Origin of the sequence: Paraburkholderia agricolaris (assembly GCF_009455635.1) — a bacterium.
Classification (GTDB): Bacteria; Pseudomonadota; Gammaproteobacteria; order Burkholderiales; family Burkholderiaceae; genus Paraburkholderia; species Paraburkholderia agricolaris.
On record NZ_QPER01000002.1, the window covers coordinates 3,005,476 to 3,020,317 of the forward strand.

Annotated in this window: 14 protein-coding genes and 1 pseudogene; 4 read left to right on the forward strand and 11 right to left on the reverse strand. The window is 60.0% G+C overall.

The genetic code is table 11. The annotated features are described in order from the left end of the window. Positions 1 to 40: 40 nt before the first annotated feature. Positions 41 to 967 carry a LysR family transcriptional regulator gene (locus tag GH665_RS34715; RefSeq protein ID WP_153141585.1) on the reverse strand — a complete coding sequence of 309 codons (927 nt, stop codon included), beginning with the start codon at positions 965 to 967 and terminating at the stop codon, positions 41 to 43. Between the two features lie 162 nt (positions 968 to 1,129). Here GH665_RS34715 and mug point away from each other — a divergent pair, with 162 nt between their 5' ends. Then, positions 1,130 to 1,708, forward strand: a complete 579-nt coding sequence (gene mug / locus GH665_RS34720; RefSeq protein ID WP_153142451.1) for a G/U mismatch-specific DNA glycosylase — start codon at positions 1,130 to 1,132, stop codon at positions 1,706 to 1,708. Between the two features lie 30 nt (positions 1,709 to 1,738). On the opposite strand, the gene GH665_RS34725 is transcribed toward mug, so the two are convergent. After that, a complete protein-coding gene (locus GH665_RS34725; RefSeq protein ID WP_153141586.1) occupies positions 1,739 to 3,031 on the reverse strand; it encodes an MFS transporter in 1,293 nt (430 codons plus the stop codon). A 95-nt stretch (positions 3,032 to 3,126) separates the two neighbouring features. Between GH665_RS34725 and GH665_RS34730 the strand changes: the two genes are divergently transcribed. Beyond that, entirely contained in the window at positions 3,127 to 4,038 is a 912-nt protein-coding gene (locus GH665_RS34730) for a LysR family transcriptional regulator (protein WP_153141587.1), read from the forward strand. A gap of 39 nt (positions 4,039 to 4,077) precedes the next feature. Here GH665_RS34730 and GH665_RS34735 read toward each other — a convergent pair whose 3' ends face one another. Next, on the reverse strand, positions 4,078 to 4,485 hold the full coding sequence (locus GH665_RS34735; RefSeq protein ID WP_217361929.1) for a carboxymuconolactone decarboxylase family protein: 408 nt from the start codon (positions 4,483 to 4,485) through the stop codon (positions 4,078 to 4,080). A 126-nt stretch (positions 4,486 to 4,611) separates the two neighbouring features. Between GH665_RS34735 and GH665_RS34740 the strand changes: the two genes are divergently transcribed. Both GH665_RS34740 and GH665_RS34745 read left to right on the forward strand, forming a co-directional pair. Next, a complete protein-coding gene (locus tag GH665_RS34740) occupies positions 4,612 to 5,535 on the forward strand; it encodes a LysR family transcriptional regulator (protein WP_153141588.1) in 924 nt (307 codons plus the stop codon). Between the two features lie 291 nt (positions 5,536 to 5,826). Further along, complete coding sequence (locus GH665_RS34745) at positions 5,827 to 6,516, forward strand: hypothetical protein (protein WP_153141589.1); 690 nt, start codon at positions 5,827 to 5,829, stop codon at positions 6,514 to 6,516. A gap of 89 nt (positions 6,517 to 6,605) precedes the next feature. On the opposite strand, the gene GH665_RS34750 is transcribed toward GH665_RS34745, so the two are convergent. The 8 genes and pseudogenes from GH665_RS34750 to GH665_RS34785 form a co-directional block, all read right to left on the reverse strand. Next, entirely contained in the window at positions 6,606 to 6,899 is a 294-nt protein-coding gene (locus GH665_RS34750; protein WP_153141590.1) for a hypothetical protein, read from the reverse strand. Between the two features lie 165 nt (positions 6,900 to 7,064). Beyond that, a pseudogene (locus GH665_RS34755) lies at positions 7,065 to 7,226 on the reverse strand (transposase domain-containing protein); the annotation flags it as partial. A gap of 84 nt (positions 7,227 to 7,310) precedes the next feature. Further along, complete coding sequence (locus GH665_RS34760; RefSeq protein ID WP_153141591.1) at positions 7,311 to 8,990, reverse strand: ABC-F family ATP-binding cassette domain-containing protein; 1,680 nt, start codon at positions 8,988 to 8,990, stop codon at positions 7,311 to 7,313. A 180-nt stretch (positions 8,991 to 9,170) separates the two neighbouring features. Next, positions 9,171 to 10,358 carry a hypothetical protein gene (locus GH665_RS34765; RefSeq protein WP_153141592.1) on the reverse strand — a complete coding sequence of 396 codons (1,188 nt, stop codon included), beginning with the start codon at positions 10,356 to 10,358 and terminating at the stop codon, positions 9,171 to 9,173. Positions 10,359 to 10,789: 431 nt separating this feature from the next. Next, positions 10,790 to 11,587 (reverse strand): alpha/beta fold hydrolase, encoded by a 798-nt coding sequence (locus tag GH665_RS34770; RefSeq protein WP_153141593.1) that lies wholly within the window; start codon positions 11,585 to 11,587, stop codon positions 10,790 to 10,792. A 393-nt stretch (positions 11,588 to 11,980) separates the two neighbouring features. Next, positions 11,981 to 13,261, reverse strand: a complete 1,281-nt coding sequence (gene dmeF, locus GH665_RS34775) for a CDF family Co(II)/Ni(II) efflux transporter DmeF (RefSeq protein ID WP_153141594.1) — start codon at positions 13,259 to 13,261, stop codon at positions 11,981 to 11,983. Between the two features lie 8 nt (positions 13,262 to 13,269). Beyond that, complete coding sequence (locus GH665_RS34780) at positions 13,270 to 13,545, reverse strand: metal/formaldehyde-sensitive transcriptional repressor (protein ID WP_153141595.1); 276 nt, start codon at positions 13,543 to 13,545, stop codon at positions 13,270 to 13,272. 250 nt (positions 13,546 to 13,795) lie between these two features. Then, positions 13,796 to 14,515: an ABC transporter substrate-binding protein gene (locus tag GH665_RS34785; protein ID WP_246216463.1), complete on the reverse strand. Its 720-nt coding sequence runs from the start codon at positions 14,513 to 14,515 to the stop codon at positions 13,796 to 13,798. Between the last annotated feature and the right edge of the window lie 327 nt (positions 14,516 to 14,842).

The following is a 14,842-nucleotide window of genomic DNA, read 5'->3' on the forward strand; positions in this document are numbered from 1 at the left end:
GAATCGCCGCGATACGGAAGACATTCTTCCGCAGCGAGATTCAATCCGTGTCGGTAAACTGTTGAAGTTGCTCGAAATGCTGGCGCAGGCGCGGCGCCGCGAAATCAACGAAAGCACGCACTTTGGGGACCGACAGGCGTCCGTGCGGCGTCAGGAGGTGTACGGGCAGAGGCGAATGCTCGCTATCGCGCAACACGATCTTCAACGAGCCGTTCCTGACCTGTTCGGCAATGTGATACGAAAACATCCGGGTGACACCGTGGCCGGCGACTGCCGAGGCAATCGCCGCCCGGATCGTGTTGACTGTAAAACGCGGGGTCAACTGCACGACCTGGGGAATCGCCGAGCGGCCGGCGGCCGGAAAGCTCCAGGAGTCCAGCCCGAAGTGCGTCATCGCGACGATTTGATGATGCGCGAGATCAGCCGGTTCGTTAATGTCAGGATGAGTGGCCAGGTACTGCGGCGAAGCCGCGACAACGCGCCGGACTTCGCCCACGGGTATCGCGATCAGCGTCGAGTCCGCCAGATGCGCGATACGCAGCGCCACGTCGATTCCTTCGTCGATCAGGCTGACTGGACGGTCGAGCAGTTGCAGGCGTATCGGCACCGCGGGATGGCGATCGATGAAATCGTCGAGGATCGGACGCAGCACGTCCTCACCCGCGGCAACGGGCGCGGTCACCGTGAGCAGCCCTCGTGGCGCCGAGCGCTCGTCTGCTACCAGCAAGTCGGCTTCCTCGAGATCGGTCAGGATGCGCCGGCAGGCCGACGCATAACGTTCACCCGCCGCACTGAGCCTGATTGTCCGCGTGGTCCGGTGCAGCAAGGCCGTTCCCGTGTGCTCCTCAAGGAACGCGATGGCGCGGCTCACCGCCGCCGGGGATCGTCCGAGCCGGCGGCCGGCGCCAACCAGGCTGCCTTCGTCCAGCGTGGCCACGAACACCTTCATTGCGTCGATCCGGTCCATATCTTTAGCGTAGGCCTGTCAATGTCAACCGCACTTCCAAACCGCCGCCGGCACGGTTATGCAGCATGAGCGTCGAGTATAAAGACGCTCCCCCGCATGCAATCGGAAGACGGTATCGTTGAGGCGGCCCGTTGTTCTTACTCCGCGGCTCGAATGCACTCCATGAAAAGGCTTACCCCATCCGTGACTCACGCCGATTCACTTCAAGGTCTTCCTGATATCCTGGCGCCGGGTTTATCAGTGGTGTTTTGCGGCATCAATCCGGGCCTCCGCGCGGCGTCGACCGGCCACCACTTTGCCGGCAGAGGCAATCGGTTCTGGCGGACCCTTCATCTGGCCGGTTTTACGCCTGCACAGATCGATCCTCAAGACGATCGCACAATCCTGCAGTATGGCTGTGGCCTGACCACCGTGGTGTCGCGTCCGACCGCACGAGCGGACGAACTGTCACAAGGGGAATTCAAAGCCGCCGCGATCGAATTCGAGCGGAAGATTGAAGGATATGCGCCGCACTGCGTTGCCTTCCTCGGCAAGATGGCGCTCAGCGCGATGTCGGGCACGCGCGACATCGACTGGGGCCCGCAACCGGCACTATTCGGCGGCGCCCGCGTATGGGTGTTGCCCAATCCCAGCGGCCTGAACCGGACATTTAGCCTTGACGCGCTGGTGACTGCTTACAGGGAACTCCGTCTGGCCCTCGCGCCGGCTGAAGCAGGTCTGGGCGAGATTCCGCGTCAGTGAGATCTGCTTCGTTTATCAAACTGAAGATGGTCAGTTCTGGAGCGACGCTTTGGCCCGGTCAAAGAATCCGAACAGAAGCGCCGCAATCGTGAACCCCAGTACCACGCTGCAAACGCCACTCCATCCGGCCCACGCCCAGGCCGCCCCCGATAGCAACGCACCGAGCGCGCCGCCGATAAAGAAAATACCCACGAAGAGCGCATTCAATCGGCCGCGCGCCGCCGGGTTGATGAGATTAATCGCGCGCCGTCCGAGCGTTTGATCGGTGATCAGACCCGCGTCGAGCGCTGCCGCGCCGGCAACCAGCAGCGCGAGTGCGAGACCGGGATGCGTGGTGACCGGGAATCCGCCCCAGCCCGCACCGGCTGCGCCCATGACGAGCACGGCCGCAATCATCAACAGATGCGCGATCAGTTGTGTGATGCGCTGCGCCCCGCGATCGCCGAGATAACCGGCGAGCGGCGTGACGATCGCCCCGCTCGCACCCGCCAGTGCAAACGCGGCGATGCCGTGCATGCCGAGCGAGAACGGCGGCTGCGCGAGCAGCAAAGCGATGGCGGTCCAGAACGCGCTGAACGCGCCAAGCCCGAGCGCCGCCAGCGTGGCGCGGCGTTGCAGGATGGGTTCGGTGCGCAGCAGCGTCCACAGGGAGCGCAGCAACGCCGGATAACGGGCCGTCGCGAGCGGCCGGTGGGTCGGCAACTGCGTATATAGGACCACGGCAAGCAGCGCGTCGGCGCACGCCTCGATGCCGAAGAACGCGCGCCAGCCGAACGATCCCGCGATCACACTGGCGAGTGGGCGTGACAGCAGAATCCCGATCATCAGCCCGCTCATCACGTTGCCGATTGCCCGCCCGCGTCCGTGTTCAGGCGCCATCGACGCTGCCATCGGCACGAGCATCTGAATCACGCTCGACGTCGCGCCCGCCAGCGACACCGACAGGAGAAACAGCCAACCCGACCGTGCGAGCGCCGCAATGCCGAGAAACACCGCACAGCACATCAGCGTCCGAAAAATAAGCTTGCGGTTCTCGAGCAGATCGCACAACGGCACGAGCAGAAGCAAGCCAGCCGCGTAGCCCAACTGCGGCAGCATGGCGATCAGTCCGGCGAGTTCGGGCGGCAGGTTCAGCGCGCGGCTGACGGGCCCCGTCAATGGTTGCGCCGCCGACAGGTTCACGATGATCACACCGACCGCGGCCGCGAAAAACAGCGTGAGCGGCGCGGTCAGGCCGGCAGCCGGCGCCGGCGGCGCCGAAGGTACGGTCGTGGCAGGCAAAGGAGGCAAGGGCCGCGCGGACGTCTCGGCGGGTTGATTCATCGTTCCACTCCGGTTGAGGTAGCTCCGGCTTATCGTACGGATGGCGACGTTATGCGACAATTGAAATATGTCGATAATCTTTATGCGAGTTATTCATGAACACACGTGACTTGCAGGCTTTCGTGGCAGTGGTCGAAAGCGGATCGATGGTGCGGGCGGCAGAGAAGCTGTTTCTCACGCAGCCCGGACTCACGCGCCGCGTTCAGAATCTGGAGACGATGCTCGGCGCCGAGTTGCTGGACCGGCAGAGCAAACCGCTCAAGCCGACTGCGGCGGGCAATGAGGTCTACGGTCTGGCGCGCACGGTGCTGCGCGCCGTCGACGACCTGATGGCCGTGGCGTCGCCCGACAGCGAATCGACCGGAGAGTTGAGAATCGGCGTCCCGCCGTTTCTATCCGAACTCGCGCTCGAACGGCCCGTCGACCGTTTGCGCAGTGCCTTTCCGAAGCTGACGCTGCGCGTGACGGCCGGCTGGTCGCCGGGCTTGTTGCAGAACGTGGAGCGTGGCGCCGTGGATGCGGCCGTCGTGTTGTTACCCATCGGCATTCCACTACCCGAAGCGATGACGGCAACGCGGCTCGGCGACAAACGGGCCATCGTTGTGGCGCCGCGTTCGTTCGGCTTGCCCGACGAACCGACGACACTCGCCGAGCTTTCGCGTCATCCATGGGTGTTGAACCAGGACGGCTGCGGGATGCGTTCCGCGCTGAGTCGGGCGATGTCGTCGGCCGGCTTGCAGTTCAGCGTCGCGGTCGAGGCGTTTGGGTCCGAGTTGCAACTTTCGCTGGTGGCCCGGGGCATGGGCATCGGGCTCGCCGTGCCGGAAATGCTGGAGCGCAGCGCCTACCGTGAATCGCTGCAGCGCATCGACGTGACGGACTTCCACAACGTGCTGAACGTGTGGCTCGTGCACGGCATGCTGCCCGGTCGCCTGGTGCGGCCCGTCGCGTTGATGCGCGACGCGCTTGTGGAGAAAATGGAGAGCGATCTGGAGCGCAGCGCATAGTCGCTCAGCCTCGCTCTGTCCGAGCGGGTCTGCTTCCGTTTATCCGGCCGCGCTAACGGAATCAGTTTGAACAGCCAGCAAATCCCGGCAATGCACGAGCGCATTGCGCACTGACGCGCCACCGGCATAGAACATCAACTGCAGAATGGATTCGATGATCTGCTCGCGAGTCGCGCCTGCTGCCAAGGCGGCATGAACATGCGCGCGCAACTGGGTGACGGGATGGCCGAGCGTCACGCACGACGCGATGACGACGAGTTCGCGGGTGATCAGGTCGAGCCCCGGGCGTGCCATTACGCCGCCCAGCGCCCACTCGATCGACATCTCGACAAAGTCCGGGCACAGCCCTTCCATGTCGGCCCTCAACGCCTGTGCGGACCCGGACCCGTGAAGTTGTTCGAGCAGCGCGGCGCCGCGTTCGCGAAGTGTCGGTTGCGATAGCATCATGCATCTCCCTCAATGGTCTGCGATGTCGTACGTGGACAATTCCACGTCCCTGTCGAGATTGTTGCCGCGCGGAGGATGCGGAAAAAGACGAGTTCGCTTCGAACATAACCAAAGGACACTTCGCAATTGGACAGACTGGAAAGCATGGCGATCTTCGTGCGGGTCGTGGAGCGAGGCAGTTTCGCGGCCGCCGCGGAGGAGTTCCGGCTGACGGGGACCATGGTCGGGCATCACATCCGTGCGCTCGAAACGCTGCTCGGCGGCCGCCTGTTGAATCGCACCACGCGCCGGCAAAGTCTCACTGAACTCGGGCAGCACTATTACGAGCGATGCCGCCGCATTCTCGCCGACGTAGCCGACGCCGAGGCGATCGGCGCCGAACTGCATGGGGAAGCGCGCGGCCGGCTGCGCGTGCTCACGCCCGTTTCGTTCGGTGTGCATGCGCTTGCTCCGGCCTGCGTCGACTATCGTGCGGCGCATCCGGATGTCGCGATCGATCTTGTGGTCAGCGACCAGAGCATCGATTTCGTTGACGAAGGGTTTGACGTGGCGGTGCGTATCGGCGAGCTCGCGAATTCGTCTATGGTCGCGCGTGCGTTGCGCCCGTATCGATCGGTGGTCTGTGCGTCGCCGGGCTATCTCGAACGGCATGGCGTGCCAGTGGCGCCTAACGATCTCACGCAACATAGTTGCCTCGGATTTGCGCATCCGGTAGCGGGCCGCAACTGGCGGCTGCAGGGACCCGAAGGCGAGGTCGTTGTGCCGGTGTCGCTTAGCCTCACCGCGAACAATGGCGAAGCACTGCGAATGGCCGCGCTCAGCGGGCTCGGCATCATCATGCAGCCCGAGATCCTGCTTGACGATGACCTCCGCGCCGGCCGGCTGGTGCCGCTGTTGCCCGACTACACGCCGCACGCACGGCCGATGCATGTGCTGATGGCGGCGGACCGCAAACCGCCGCCGAAGATTCGCACGTTCGTGGACTTCATTGTGGAGCGGTTTGGCGGGTGTGCTCCGTTGGCGAGGAAGCGGCGAAGCGCGGGGGTTTAGATCGATCGGGGCGCGCACAGTGATCTTTTTCTTCGGTCGTCCGGACCCGAGTGTGGCTGGCCGCGGCAGTCACCGACATGCGGGCCGGATTCAGCAGTCTCGCCGCCAAGGAACAGCTGGACGAAGGCGGCAAATAGATTACGGAAACGACTCGGGAACGCGCCTGCGAAATGATTTCGTCGAAGGTGCCCGCGTACGGAAACGGGCGAAATCCTCATCGACCCGGTCTGGCCGGTTGTCACGCCTTTTGGGCCGGTTTCCTCACGCACTCTCCATGGACAAACTACGACTATGAGCACCCCTCAGGAAGACTTCCAGCGTGATCCGTACGATTTTCTTTCGAATAACGTGGTTTATCCGAACATAAACGTGCTTCGCCAGGAATATCTGCTTCCAGATGTCGGCGGGGAAGCTTTCGTTATCAGGCCAGCGCCTGTCATTCCCGTCACCGTGAAAAAAGTGCCTAACGCGAATTCAACGACAGGCGACGTCTTCGCGCTAGTCAGAGCTGGTGACAAAGCCCCATTCCCCCTGCGCGCGTACTACTTGCCCTATATGCAAAATAAAACTTGCGGCGGCGTTCTGCACAAGAGCGCCGAGTGGATGTTTACCGCTGCAATGGACGGCTGCACGTTCGGCGCCGGCTCCGTCACTGCGGACGGCGTGTGCCTCGCCGTGCATGCCAATGCGGCAAGCGCCGGCCAAGGCGGCCGCGACGAACAGCGCAGACAGCAAGACGAACAGATCGCGACCACTTTCTCGACACTTGGAAGTTCGAAAACGATGAGCATCGCACCGTCGAACTACATGTCCGACGGTGGTGGCGGCTCGGCTCCAGCCAAGATATCCGCGACCACGTTCGGCAAACGTTCCGGCGACAAGTGGGAGTTTTTCGTGTTGAGATTTACCAGTAAAAAAGCCGGCGATAATCAGTTCGCGCGGGACTACCTGCATAAAGGCATAATCGGCGCGACCAGCTGAACGGGAAATATCGATCTGTCACCCTCGGCGGCTGCGGCCGGGGGCACCCGGCCGCAGCCTGTCGATCGTTGAGAGTTTGCGGCTTGTAATCAGGTCGCGAAGCCCCACCCTTTCCGGTACAGCAAGCCGGATTCGGTGTTGTCCTTGAAGTACTTTTCGTCCGTGCCGGGCGTCCAAACGTACCCGGTCTTCGTGCTATTTGGAACACCAATCCGTTTGCCATGGTCGGTCCACTTTTTCATCTTGTCGCCAAAGGCGGTAAAGAACTCGGCCGGTGGTTCGTCGTATCGCTTGTTATCCGACTTCTTGCCCGAATGCTCAGGGCCGTCGAAAAAAGCCCGAACCCATTTGTTCATGACGGTGGCGTTGCCCTTGGTGTACATGAAACCTCCCGTTTGTCACTCGTTCGCGGAGAGCCCCCGTCAGAGCCTGCTGGCGAGCCCGGCTTCGTCCTCCCGCCAGGTTACGAGGCAATCGTTTCCCAAGCGTTTCCTACGGTGTGCCGCAAGCGTGACACCAGCGGCGTCCTGATTGGAGATTGCGATTCTTCAGACTGCGGTGCCGAGCTGAGCGCCAACGACCCACGGTGTGGGTTCGTTGATTCGGTTGATCGGGTCGGCGATGCGTGTAAGCACGAAGCGCAGATAGGCTTCAGGATTGACGCCGTTGAGTTTTGCGATGCCAATGAGGCTGGCGATTGCGGCGGCACGTCAGAGCAGACCGAGGCCTTTTATACGGATGTCTTTCCGGCCGAGGGTTGGCAGCTTCCAGACTGGAGCTGCCAAAGGGTTAGTTCAGGCGATGACCTTCTGCTCCCCGGCAGCTTGTTCGCGCATGCGACGGGCTTCGTCGCGCAGGAACTGCTGGTAATCGTCCAGATCGCCGTCGAACGGCTCGACGCCACCTTTGGTAACGAGCCAGAACTCGTCACATACCGCGCGCAGCAGCGACCGGTCGTGACTGACCAGCATCACCGTGCCTTCGAATTCGTTGAGTGCCATGCCTAGCGCTTCGCGTGTGGCCAGGTCGAGGTGGTTGGTCGGCTCGTCGAGCAGCAGCAGGTTGGGACGCTGCCACACAATCATGCACAACACGAGCCGCGCCTTTTCGCCCCCGCTCATCGTGCCGACCGCCTGATGGACCATGTCGCCACTGAAGTTGAAGGTGCCGAGGAAGGTTCGAAGCGATTGTTCGGTGCCGCTCTGGCCAGGCGCGCGCAGGTGCGCCGGCGTGTCCCTGGCAAGGCGGATCATGTGTTCCAGCGGCGTGTCCAGAGGACGCAGCACATCGAGTTCCTGCTGTGCGAAGTAGCCGATGTTCAGGCCTTTGCCTTCGCTGATTTCGCCGGCAATCGGCGCCAGCTCATGCGCCACCGTCTTCACCAGAGTGGACTTGCCCTGGCCGTTGGCGCCAAGAATGCCGATGCGCTGGCCGGCCAGCACGGATCGGTTGATGCCCCGCACGATGAGCGTCGGCGGCGTGCCCAGCGGTGCGTCGTCCGGCGCCGGATAGCCGAAACTCGCGTCCAGCATCGACAACAGCGGGTTCGGGACGTTGAGCGGCTCCTTGAACTCGAAGGTGAACTCTGCATCGGCCAGCACCGGTGCGATCTTCTCCATGCGTTCGAGCGCCTTGACCCGGCTCTGCGCCTGCTTCGCCTTCGAGGCCTTGGCCTTGAAACGGTCGATGAATTTCTGCAGGTGAGCGATCTTGTCCGCCTGCCTCGCCACCGCGGCCTGCTGCAACACCAGTTGCTCGGCGCGCATTTCTTCGAACTTGCTGTAGTTGCCGCCGTAACGCACGAGTTTGGCGTTGTCGACGTGCACTGTCACCTGCGTCACCGCGTCGAGGAATTCGCGATCGTGGCTGATCACCACCATGGTTCCCTGATAGCGCTTGAGCCACGCTTCCAGCCAGACCAACGCGTCGAGGTCGAGGTGATTGGTCGGTTCGTCGAGCAACAGCAAGTCGGACGGACACATGAGCGCGCGCGCCAGTTGCAGTCGCATACGCCAGCCGCCGGAGAAACTGTTGACAGGCTGGTCGAGCTGCGCAGCGCTAAAGCCCAGGCCCTGGATCAGCGCCTGGGCACGTGCGGGGGCATCATGTGCCCCGGCGTCGTGCAAGGCCATGTAGGCGTGCGCCATGCGCATGCCGTCGTCGCTGGCCTCAGCGGCGGCCACTTCGGCCTGCGCGGCCAGCAGCACGGTGTCACCTTCGATTACGAAGTCGGTCGCACTCTGCTCGGTCTCCGGCATCTCCTGCGCGACCTGGCCCATCCTCCATGCAGCGGGAATCGAGAACTCGCCGCTGTCTTCGTGCAGCGTGCCGTTGAGAAGGCCGAAGAAGGATGACTTGCCGGCGCCATTACGGCCGACAAGACCGATCTTTTCGCCGGGAGTGAAGGTGACGGACGCGCTATCGAGTACGACATTGACGCCGCGGCGCAGGGTGACATTACGGACGGAAATCATAAGGAGCTACTTCGGAGAGGATAGGCATGATAGCCGACCGGACGTGCGGGGCTGTCTCTTTTCTGGCCGCACGAGCGAAAAGCCGCTTGCGCGTGGGGGCGCCCCAGGTAGCTCGGCCAGGTCAGCTACCAACTTGATTCAGGTGCGTCTGGAATGACGGACGTGCGGGTCAAGTCACTCTCACGGAGCGGGAGGGCTATAAAATTCCCCGCCAGTCAAATACGGCTTGAAAAAATTATCGTAAATGACCTGGTGATTGAACTCATCGGGTTGCCTGCCAATCAAGAGAGCAGGCGACATCAATGGTTGAACCAGGTCTTCATCTTTGGCATAGGACGAAGTATGAAGAACGGCCTTCCTGATTAAATTCTTATTTTTCACAGATGTAACCAATGCGGATTTGGGCATGATATTCGTGTGGGTGGGGAAAACATGATAGAAAAAAATATCCTCCCTTAAAGTTATCTGATAGAAACCCGCCGCACCTGCCGATTCAGCGATATCAACAAATATAGCGTCCTTACGATTTCTGGTTGCAATTTCCTGTCTGATGTTGACGCGTAATGCAGCGTCTTCTGGAATCACCGGACTCCCTCCATTAATTGAAATGCTGAAATTACTCTTTATGATCAATTTCCTAAATTCGCCGGTTGCCTCATCAACATCACCCTCGGCAGTAACGATCCCCAGGTCGACATCTCCGGAGCCAAGCGTGGCATCCACGATGATGGGAAGAGTACTGTCACCCAAACATAGATCCGCCCATGCTCCGTACCATGCCTTGTCGTAGGGAAGTAGCATCGAATCATTGACTACGATTATGTAATGCGCACCATCAGGCACGTGGCCCGCATGCTGGTGCTCTGCCAATTTTTTTAGTTTATCTCCAAGAACCGAGGTCACGGACAGCAAGCGTTCCCTGAATAGGAAATTCCTTTCTTCAATCGTCAAACCACCTCTGGCTATCAGCGCCCTGACGGCTTGATTTGGCGTTGGTGTAACAATCTCAAAACAAAAGGTTTCACCGTTTTTACTGGCAACGAAGTCCGGCCCGGCGTCCTTGCTCCGAAAATTCCCAAAACCCATGCGTCTGAGGCGGTAATAAAATAACAGTTCGGCCAGACGCTGAGAATAAACACCTTCATCATCAGACATGATCTGCCCGTTAAATTGAGAATCCTTTAACCCAGAAAATTCCAGAAAGACATTTTCCATAGTCTTAATCATGGCATCCATGATGCTATGCATGCGCTGAGCTGATTCAGGCGAGACATTCAAAAAGTACTCAAATCTTGTGATTAAAATTTCACGCCATTTCCGTCGAAGATATTCAATACAAAGATCATTGGTCTTGTTTTTCTTAATCATTTTACTTTTCGTGATTTTAGTAGAACGCTGCCACAACCAGTCGAGAACCGCGCCGTAGTTATTTAATTCATGAGTTGACCATTACATGCTCGCCACGCGTACGGTCTTCTTTCACCCGCGCTGAAAGCCTCTCCTCAAGCCCAGCCTAGTTTAGTTGAGAAGCGACTTTATCCGCGAAGAAACAGTATTTATCGTAATCCGTCGCGGTTAGCCACTACTGAACCACTTCCTCTACCAACTTGTGACCGTCCGCTTCTGGCCCGAACCCGGCAGTTCGGCCACCGCGCGTCAGTACCCTACCCAACCTCGCCGCGAATTTCCTTTGTCGCCCATCAGCGGACAATTCCGGTTCAAACCCGGTCGTCCGCCGATGGGTCTTGCCTCAACTCGATGTGGTCAAAGATGCTAAGCCGATAGGCACCCTGAACACGTCAATCGACGTCGCGCTTCAAGAAACGCTCGACGATAGTCGCGAAGTACGGCGGACATTCCTGCATCGGATAATGGCCGCAATTTGGCATGACCTGCAACTCGGCGTTCCGATGCCACGCAAGGAATGTCTTCTTCATTGCCTCAGCATCGAGTCCGGGATCTTTATCGCCTACGATGACCAGATACGGCGTATCGAGCCCTCGAATGTCTTCGACAAAGTTTGCGCCGACCATCATGTCCAGGTATCGCGGCCGACAGTCCGGCGCGACCCTTTCCCGGTTTTGCCGCAGCTTGTAACTCGCCCACTCATCCGAAAGCCCCCCGGTGACGTATTTGACGAGCCGTCGGAACGACTCGTCGTCTTCGCAAGTGCTCGCGAAGAATGCAAGGGCTTCAGGGTTCAACGGGTTTCCCGCCGCGGAGATCGGGCACACGGCAACCGCGCCCTTGATGCGATGCGGCGCATCCGCAGCCATGCGTTGCGTGATCATCCCGGTCATGGAATGGCCTATTACGTGAAAACGCTCCCAACCGAGTTGATCGACGAGTGCAAAGCAGTCGGCGGCAATCTCTTCGATCGTGAAAGCGCCGGTCAACTCGATGGATCGTCCATAACCGCGCAAGTCGACGAACACGTATGTGAATGAGCCGGGATCGAGATATGCCATCACCGCATCGTAGTTCGAGTGGTCTCCGAGCCAGTCATGCATGACCAGCACGTGATGCGAGCCGTTCCCGAGCTGCGTGTATCCCAGGCGAATATCGGATGCGGGGTAGAAGTGAATTTGCGATTTCATTTCAAGGCGTTCCTTTTTAGGTGTGTGAAAACCAAAAAGAAACGCCCTCCCGGCGAACCGGGAGGGCGTCTTGAAACTGGTGCCATCGTATCAATTGGCCCTGCGCGGGTCAACAGGCGTCAGAGAGGACTTCGGTCACTGGATAGCGGGTGTCGGACGACCGCTTCTGGACGAACCCGGAAGTTCGCCGGCAGTCCGCGCTCGACATCTAGATCCGATGGCTGCCGCCATTGTAATAGTCGCGCGAACGCTGATTCACGTCGCTTCTAAAGCTGCCAATGAACTACCAAACGACGGCCCCAAGCCTTACTGAATCGAATATCGGCAGACTCAGGCTGCGATCAGAAGGCGCACACGTCGACGCACAGCGCACGGCGACTTCACTGCCATGTATCAGCAGGTCGCCGCATGTGAAGGCTGCACCTCTACGGTGACGTGCGACAACCCCTTGAAACGCTCGAGCACTGCGTGATAGAACCGTGAATCACGCTGGGCCTCACCTGTCGCCACCGACACCACGGCGCTCATGTGACCCGGTCCCACTCGCCACACATGCAGGTCGACAACCTTATCGCCGCGGTCCTCAATAGCATGCCGTACGTTCTCCGCCATACGCCGGTCGGGGCTCATGTCGAGCAGGATTGCACCCGTGTCGCGCATCAAGCCGTACGACCAGTTGGCAATCACCAGCGCACCGATGACGCCCGCGAGCGGGTCCATCCACATCCATCCGAACGCACGCGCCAATACAAGCCCGACGATGGCCAGCACGGAGACCGCCGCGTCAGCCATGACGTGGATGTAAGCCGAGCGGATGTTGTGATCCCGGGTCGCGGCGTCATGCGCATCGTGGCCGTGCTCGTGTTCTTCGAATTGCACCTCATGCTCGCCGTCCGGCATCCGTACAACCGCTTTGAAAGCGTGCGGCTCAGGAATCTCTTCCTTCGATTCCAGATAGCCGCCACGGTCCGCCAAGGCGAATACCTGCTGCGTTCCATCAGCGCGCATCGTCGTAACGGACACGACCGACGAGTCGAATGATGAACCCTTTGTTGCGGGGGTGATCCGGAAAACGGGCGGCACTCCGTCTTCGAAGATAGAAACGGTGAACACGCCGGACGCAGCGAAAATCTTCTGCTCCTCATCCGCGTGAGCGTGGGCGTCGTGAGCATGACCGTGGCCATGACCATGACCATGGCTGTGCCCGTGGTCGCCGCCGCTTAGCAGCCACACGCTTGCCAGGTTGACCAGCAGGCCGACCACAGCGATGGGAATCGCTTCGCCGAAGTGAATCGGCACCGGCGACAGAAAGCGCGAGACCGCCTCGTAGCCAATCAGTACCGCTATCATCGCGAGCACGATGGCGCTCGTGAACCCTGCGAGGTCGCCGAGCTTGCCGGTGCCGAACACGAAACGGGAATCGGTGGCGTGTTTGCGCGCGTAAGTGTAGGCCAGGGCCGCAATCAGCATCGCCCCAGCGTGCGTCGACATATGCAAGCCGTCGGCGACAAGCGCAAGCGAACCGAACATGCTGCCACCGACAATTTCGATCAACATCATCGCGCTGCACAGCGCGATCACAGCCCATGTCTTGCGCTCATTCCTTTCATGACCGGCACCCAGAAAGATGTGGTCATGTCCTGCGCCGAACGCGGCGTCTTTGAAATCACTCATTTTCGACTCTATTTGAAATAGCTGTGAACGACTTCGATCAGTTGGTCGGTCGCACTGCCAGCCGGTTCTTCGTGAGTTTCTGCGTCGACAAGATGCGTGCGAATATGGTCCTCGAGCACCACGGCCAGCAGGCCATTCATCGCGCCACGGCAACTGGTGATCTGCTGCAGCACGTCGATGCACCCCCGCTCGTCCTCGAGCGCTCGCTCGATGGCTTCAACCTGCCCCTTGATGCGCCGGACGCGGTTGAGCAGCTTCTGTTTCTCACGAATGGTGTGACTCATGGATAGCCTCCGATATACCGTGGGGGAGTATAAGACAGATAGGGTAGGGGGGTATACGAAATTCGCTGCAACAGAAAGTACATTGAAAGATTTCGGCGGCGGTTGATTCCGCACCGCTACAGCAGTGGCAGGAATCCTTATCTGACGGGCGTTGCACCCGTCATTTCAGCCGCTGAACTATCACGACCCGAGAAAACCGGGCAAAAGCCGAACAACACACCGTGAGGCCAACGGCACCAGCGTGTGGCGGCTACTCGTTGTTACCTGCGACCGCCGCGCCCGCGATGTGATGCCGCGCCAGCGACGCCGCGACGAAGCCCGATGACTTCATGTCCTCGACGAACCTCGACAGATACGCGGCCGCTTCATCGCCCCTGGCCTTTGGCACGCCCATTGCCTGACGGATCACCATGAAGCGCTGATCCAGTATCCGCAATCCGCCTGCTGACGCGGCGTCTTTTTCGAGCTGTTGCTTGACGCCCGCAGCCACGTCGAGATGCTGATCCAGAAAGCCCTGCACAACGGCCGGTGAGGTTGGAATCCGGACGATTGTCGCGTGATGCAGTTCGCGTGTCAGAAACAGATCGTAGGCGCTGCCCTTGCCGACCGCGACCGTCACGCCGGGTCGATCGACGTCCTCGTTGCGGGTGATCGGCGAGGTATCGCGCACGAGATAAAACCCTTCTATCAGCACATACGGCTTGGTGAAAGCGATTTCCTGTCCGCGCTTCGGATCGACGGCGAAGAAACCGATATCCGCTTTGTCCTGATTGACGTTTTCAACCGAAGCACCCGCCGACTTGACCACCACCAGTTGCAGCGGCACGCCAAGCCGTTTGGCGAATTCGGTCGCGAGATCGACCGACACGCCAACCGGTTCGCCTGTCGCCGGATCAAGACTCGCCAGAACCGGATTGCCGAGATTGATCGATGCGCGCAGCGTGCCGCCCGGCGCAAACACCTTCGTCATCGATGTGTCCGGCTCCTTCGTTTGTGCGACAGCAGGCGTCGAAACGGACATGGACAGGACCGCACTCGACGTCAGTAGCGCGGCCAATGTTCTGAACACGCCGCTGTGGTGTTTTGCGATTGAAGGTCTGATCATGATGGGTTGCCCTTGAATAGCGCGTCAGAGCGATATTAGCCTGGCATTTGTCGAAAGGCATGCGCAGACACCCTATGCCTATGTCGTGATTCATTACGGCATGTCGCCTCTTTTCGAGGGAGTGTTCTACAGATTGACTCCGCGATCTTCGCCTCGGATCCTGTCTGCGCGACTACCATTCACGTTTCCATG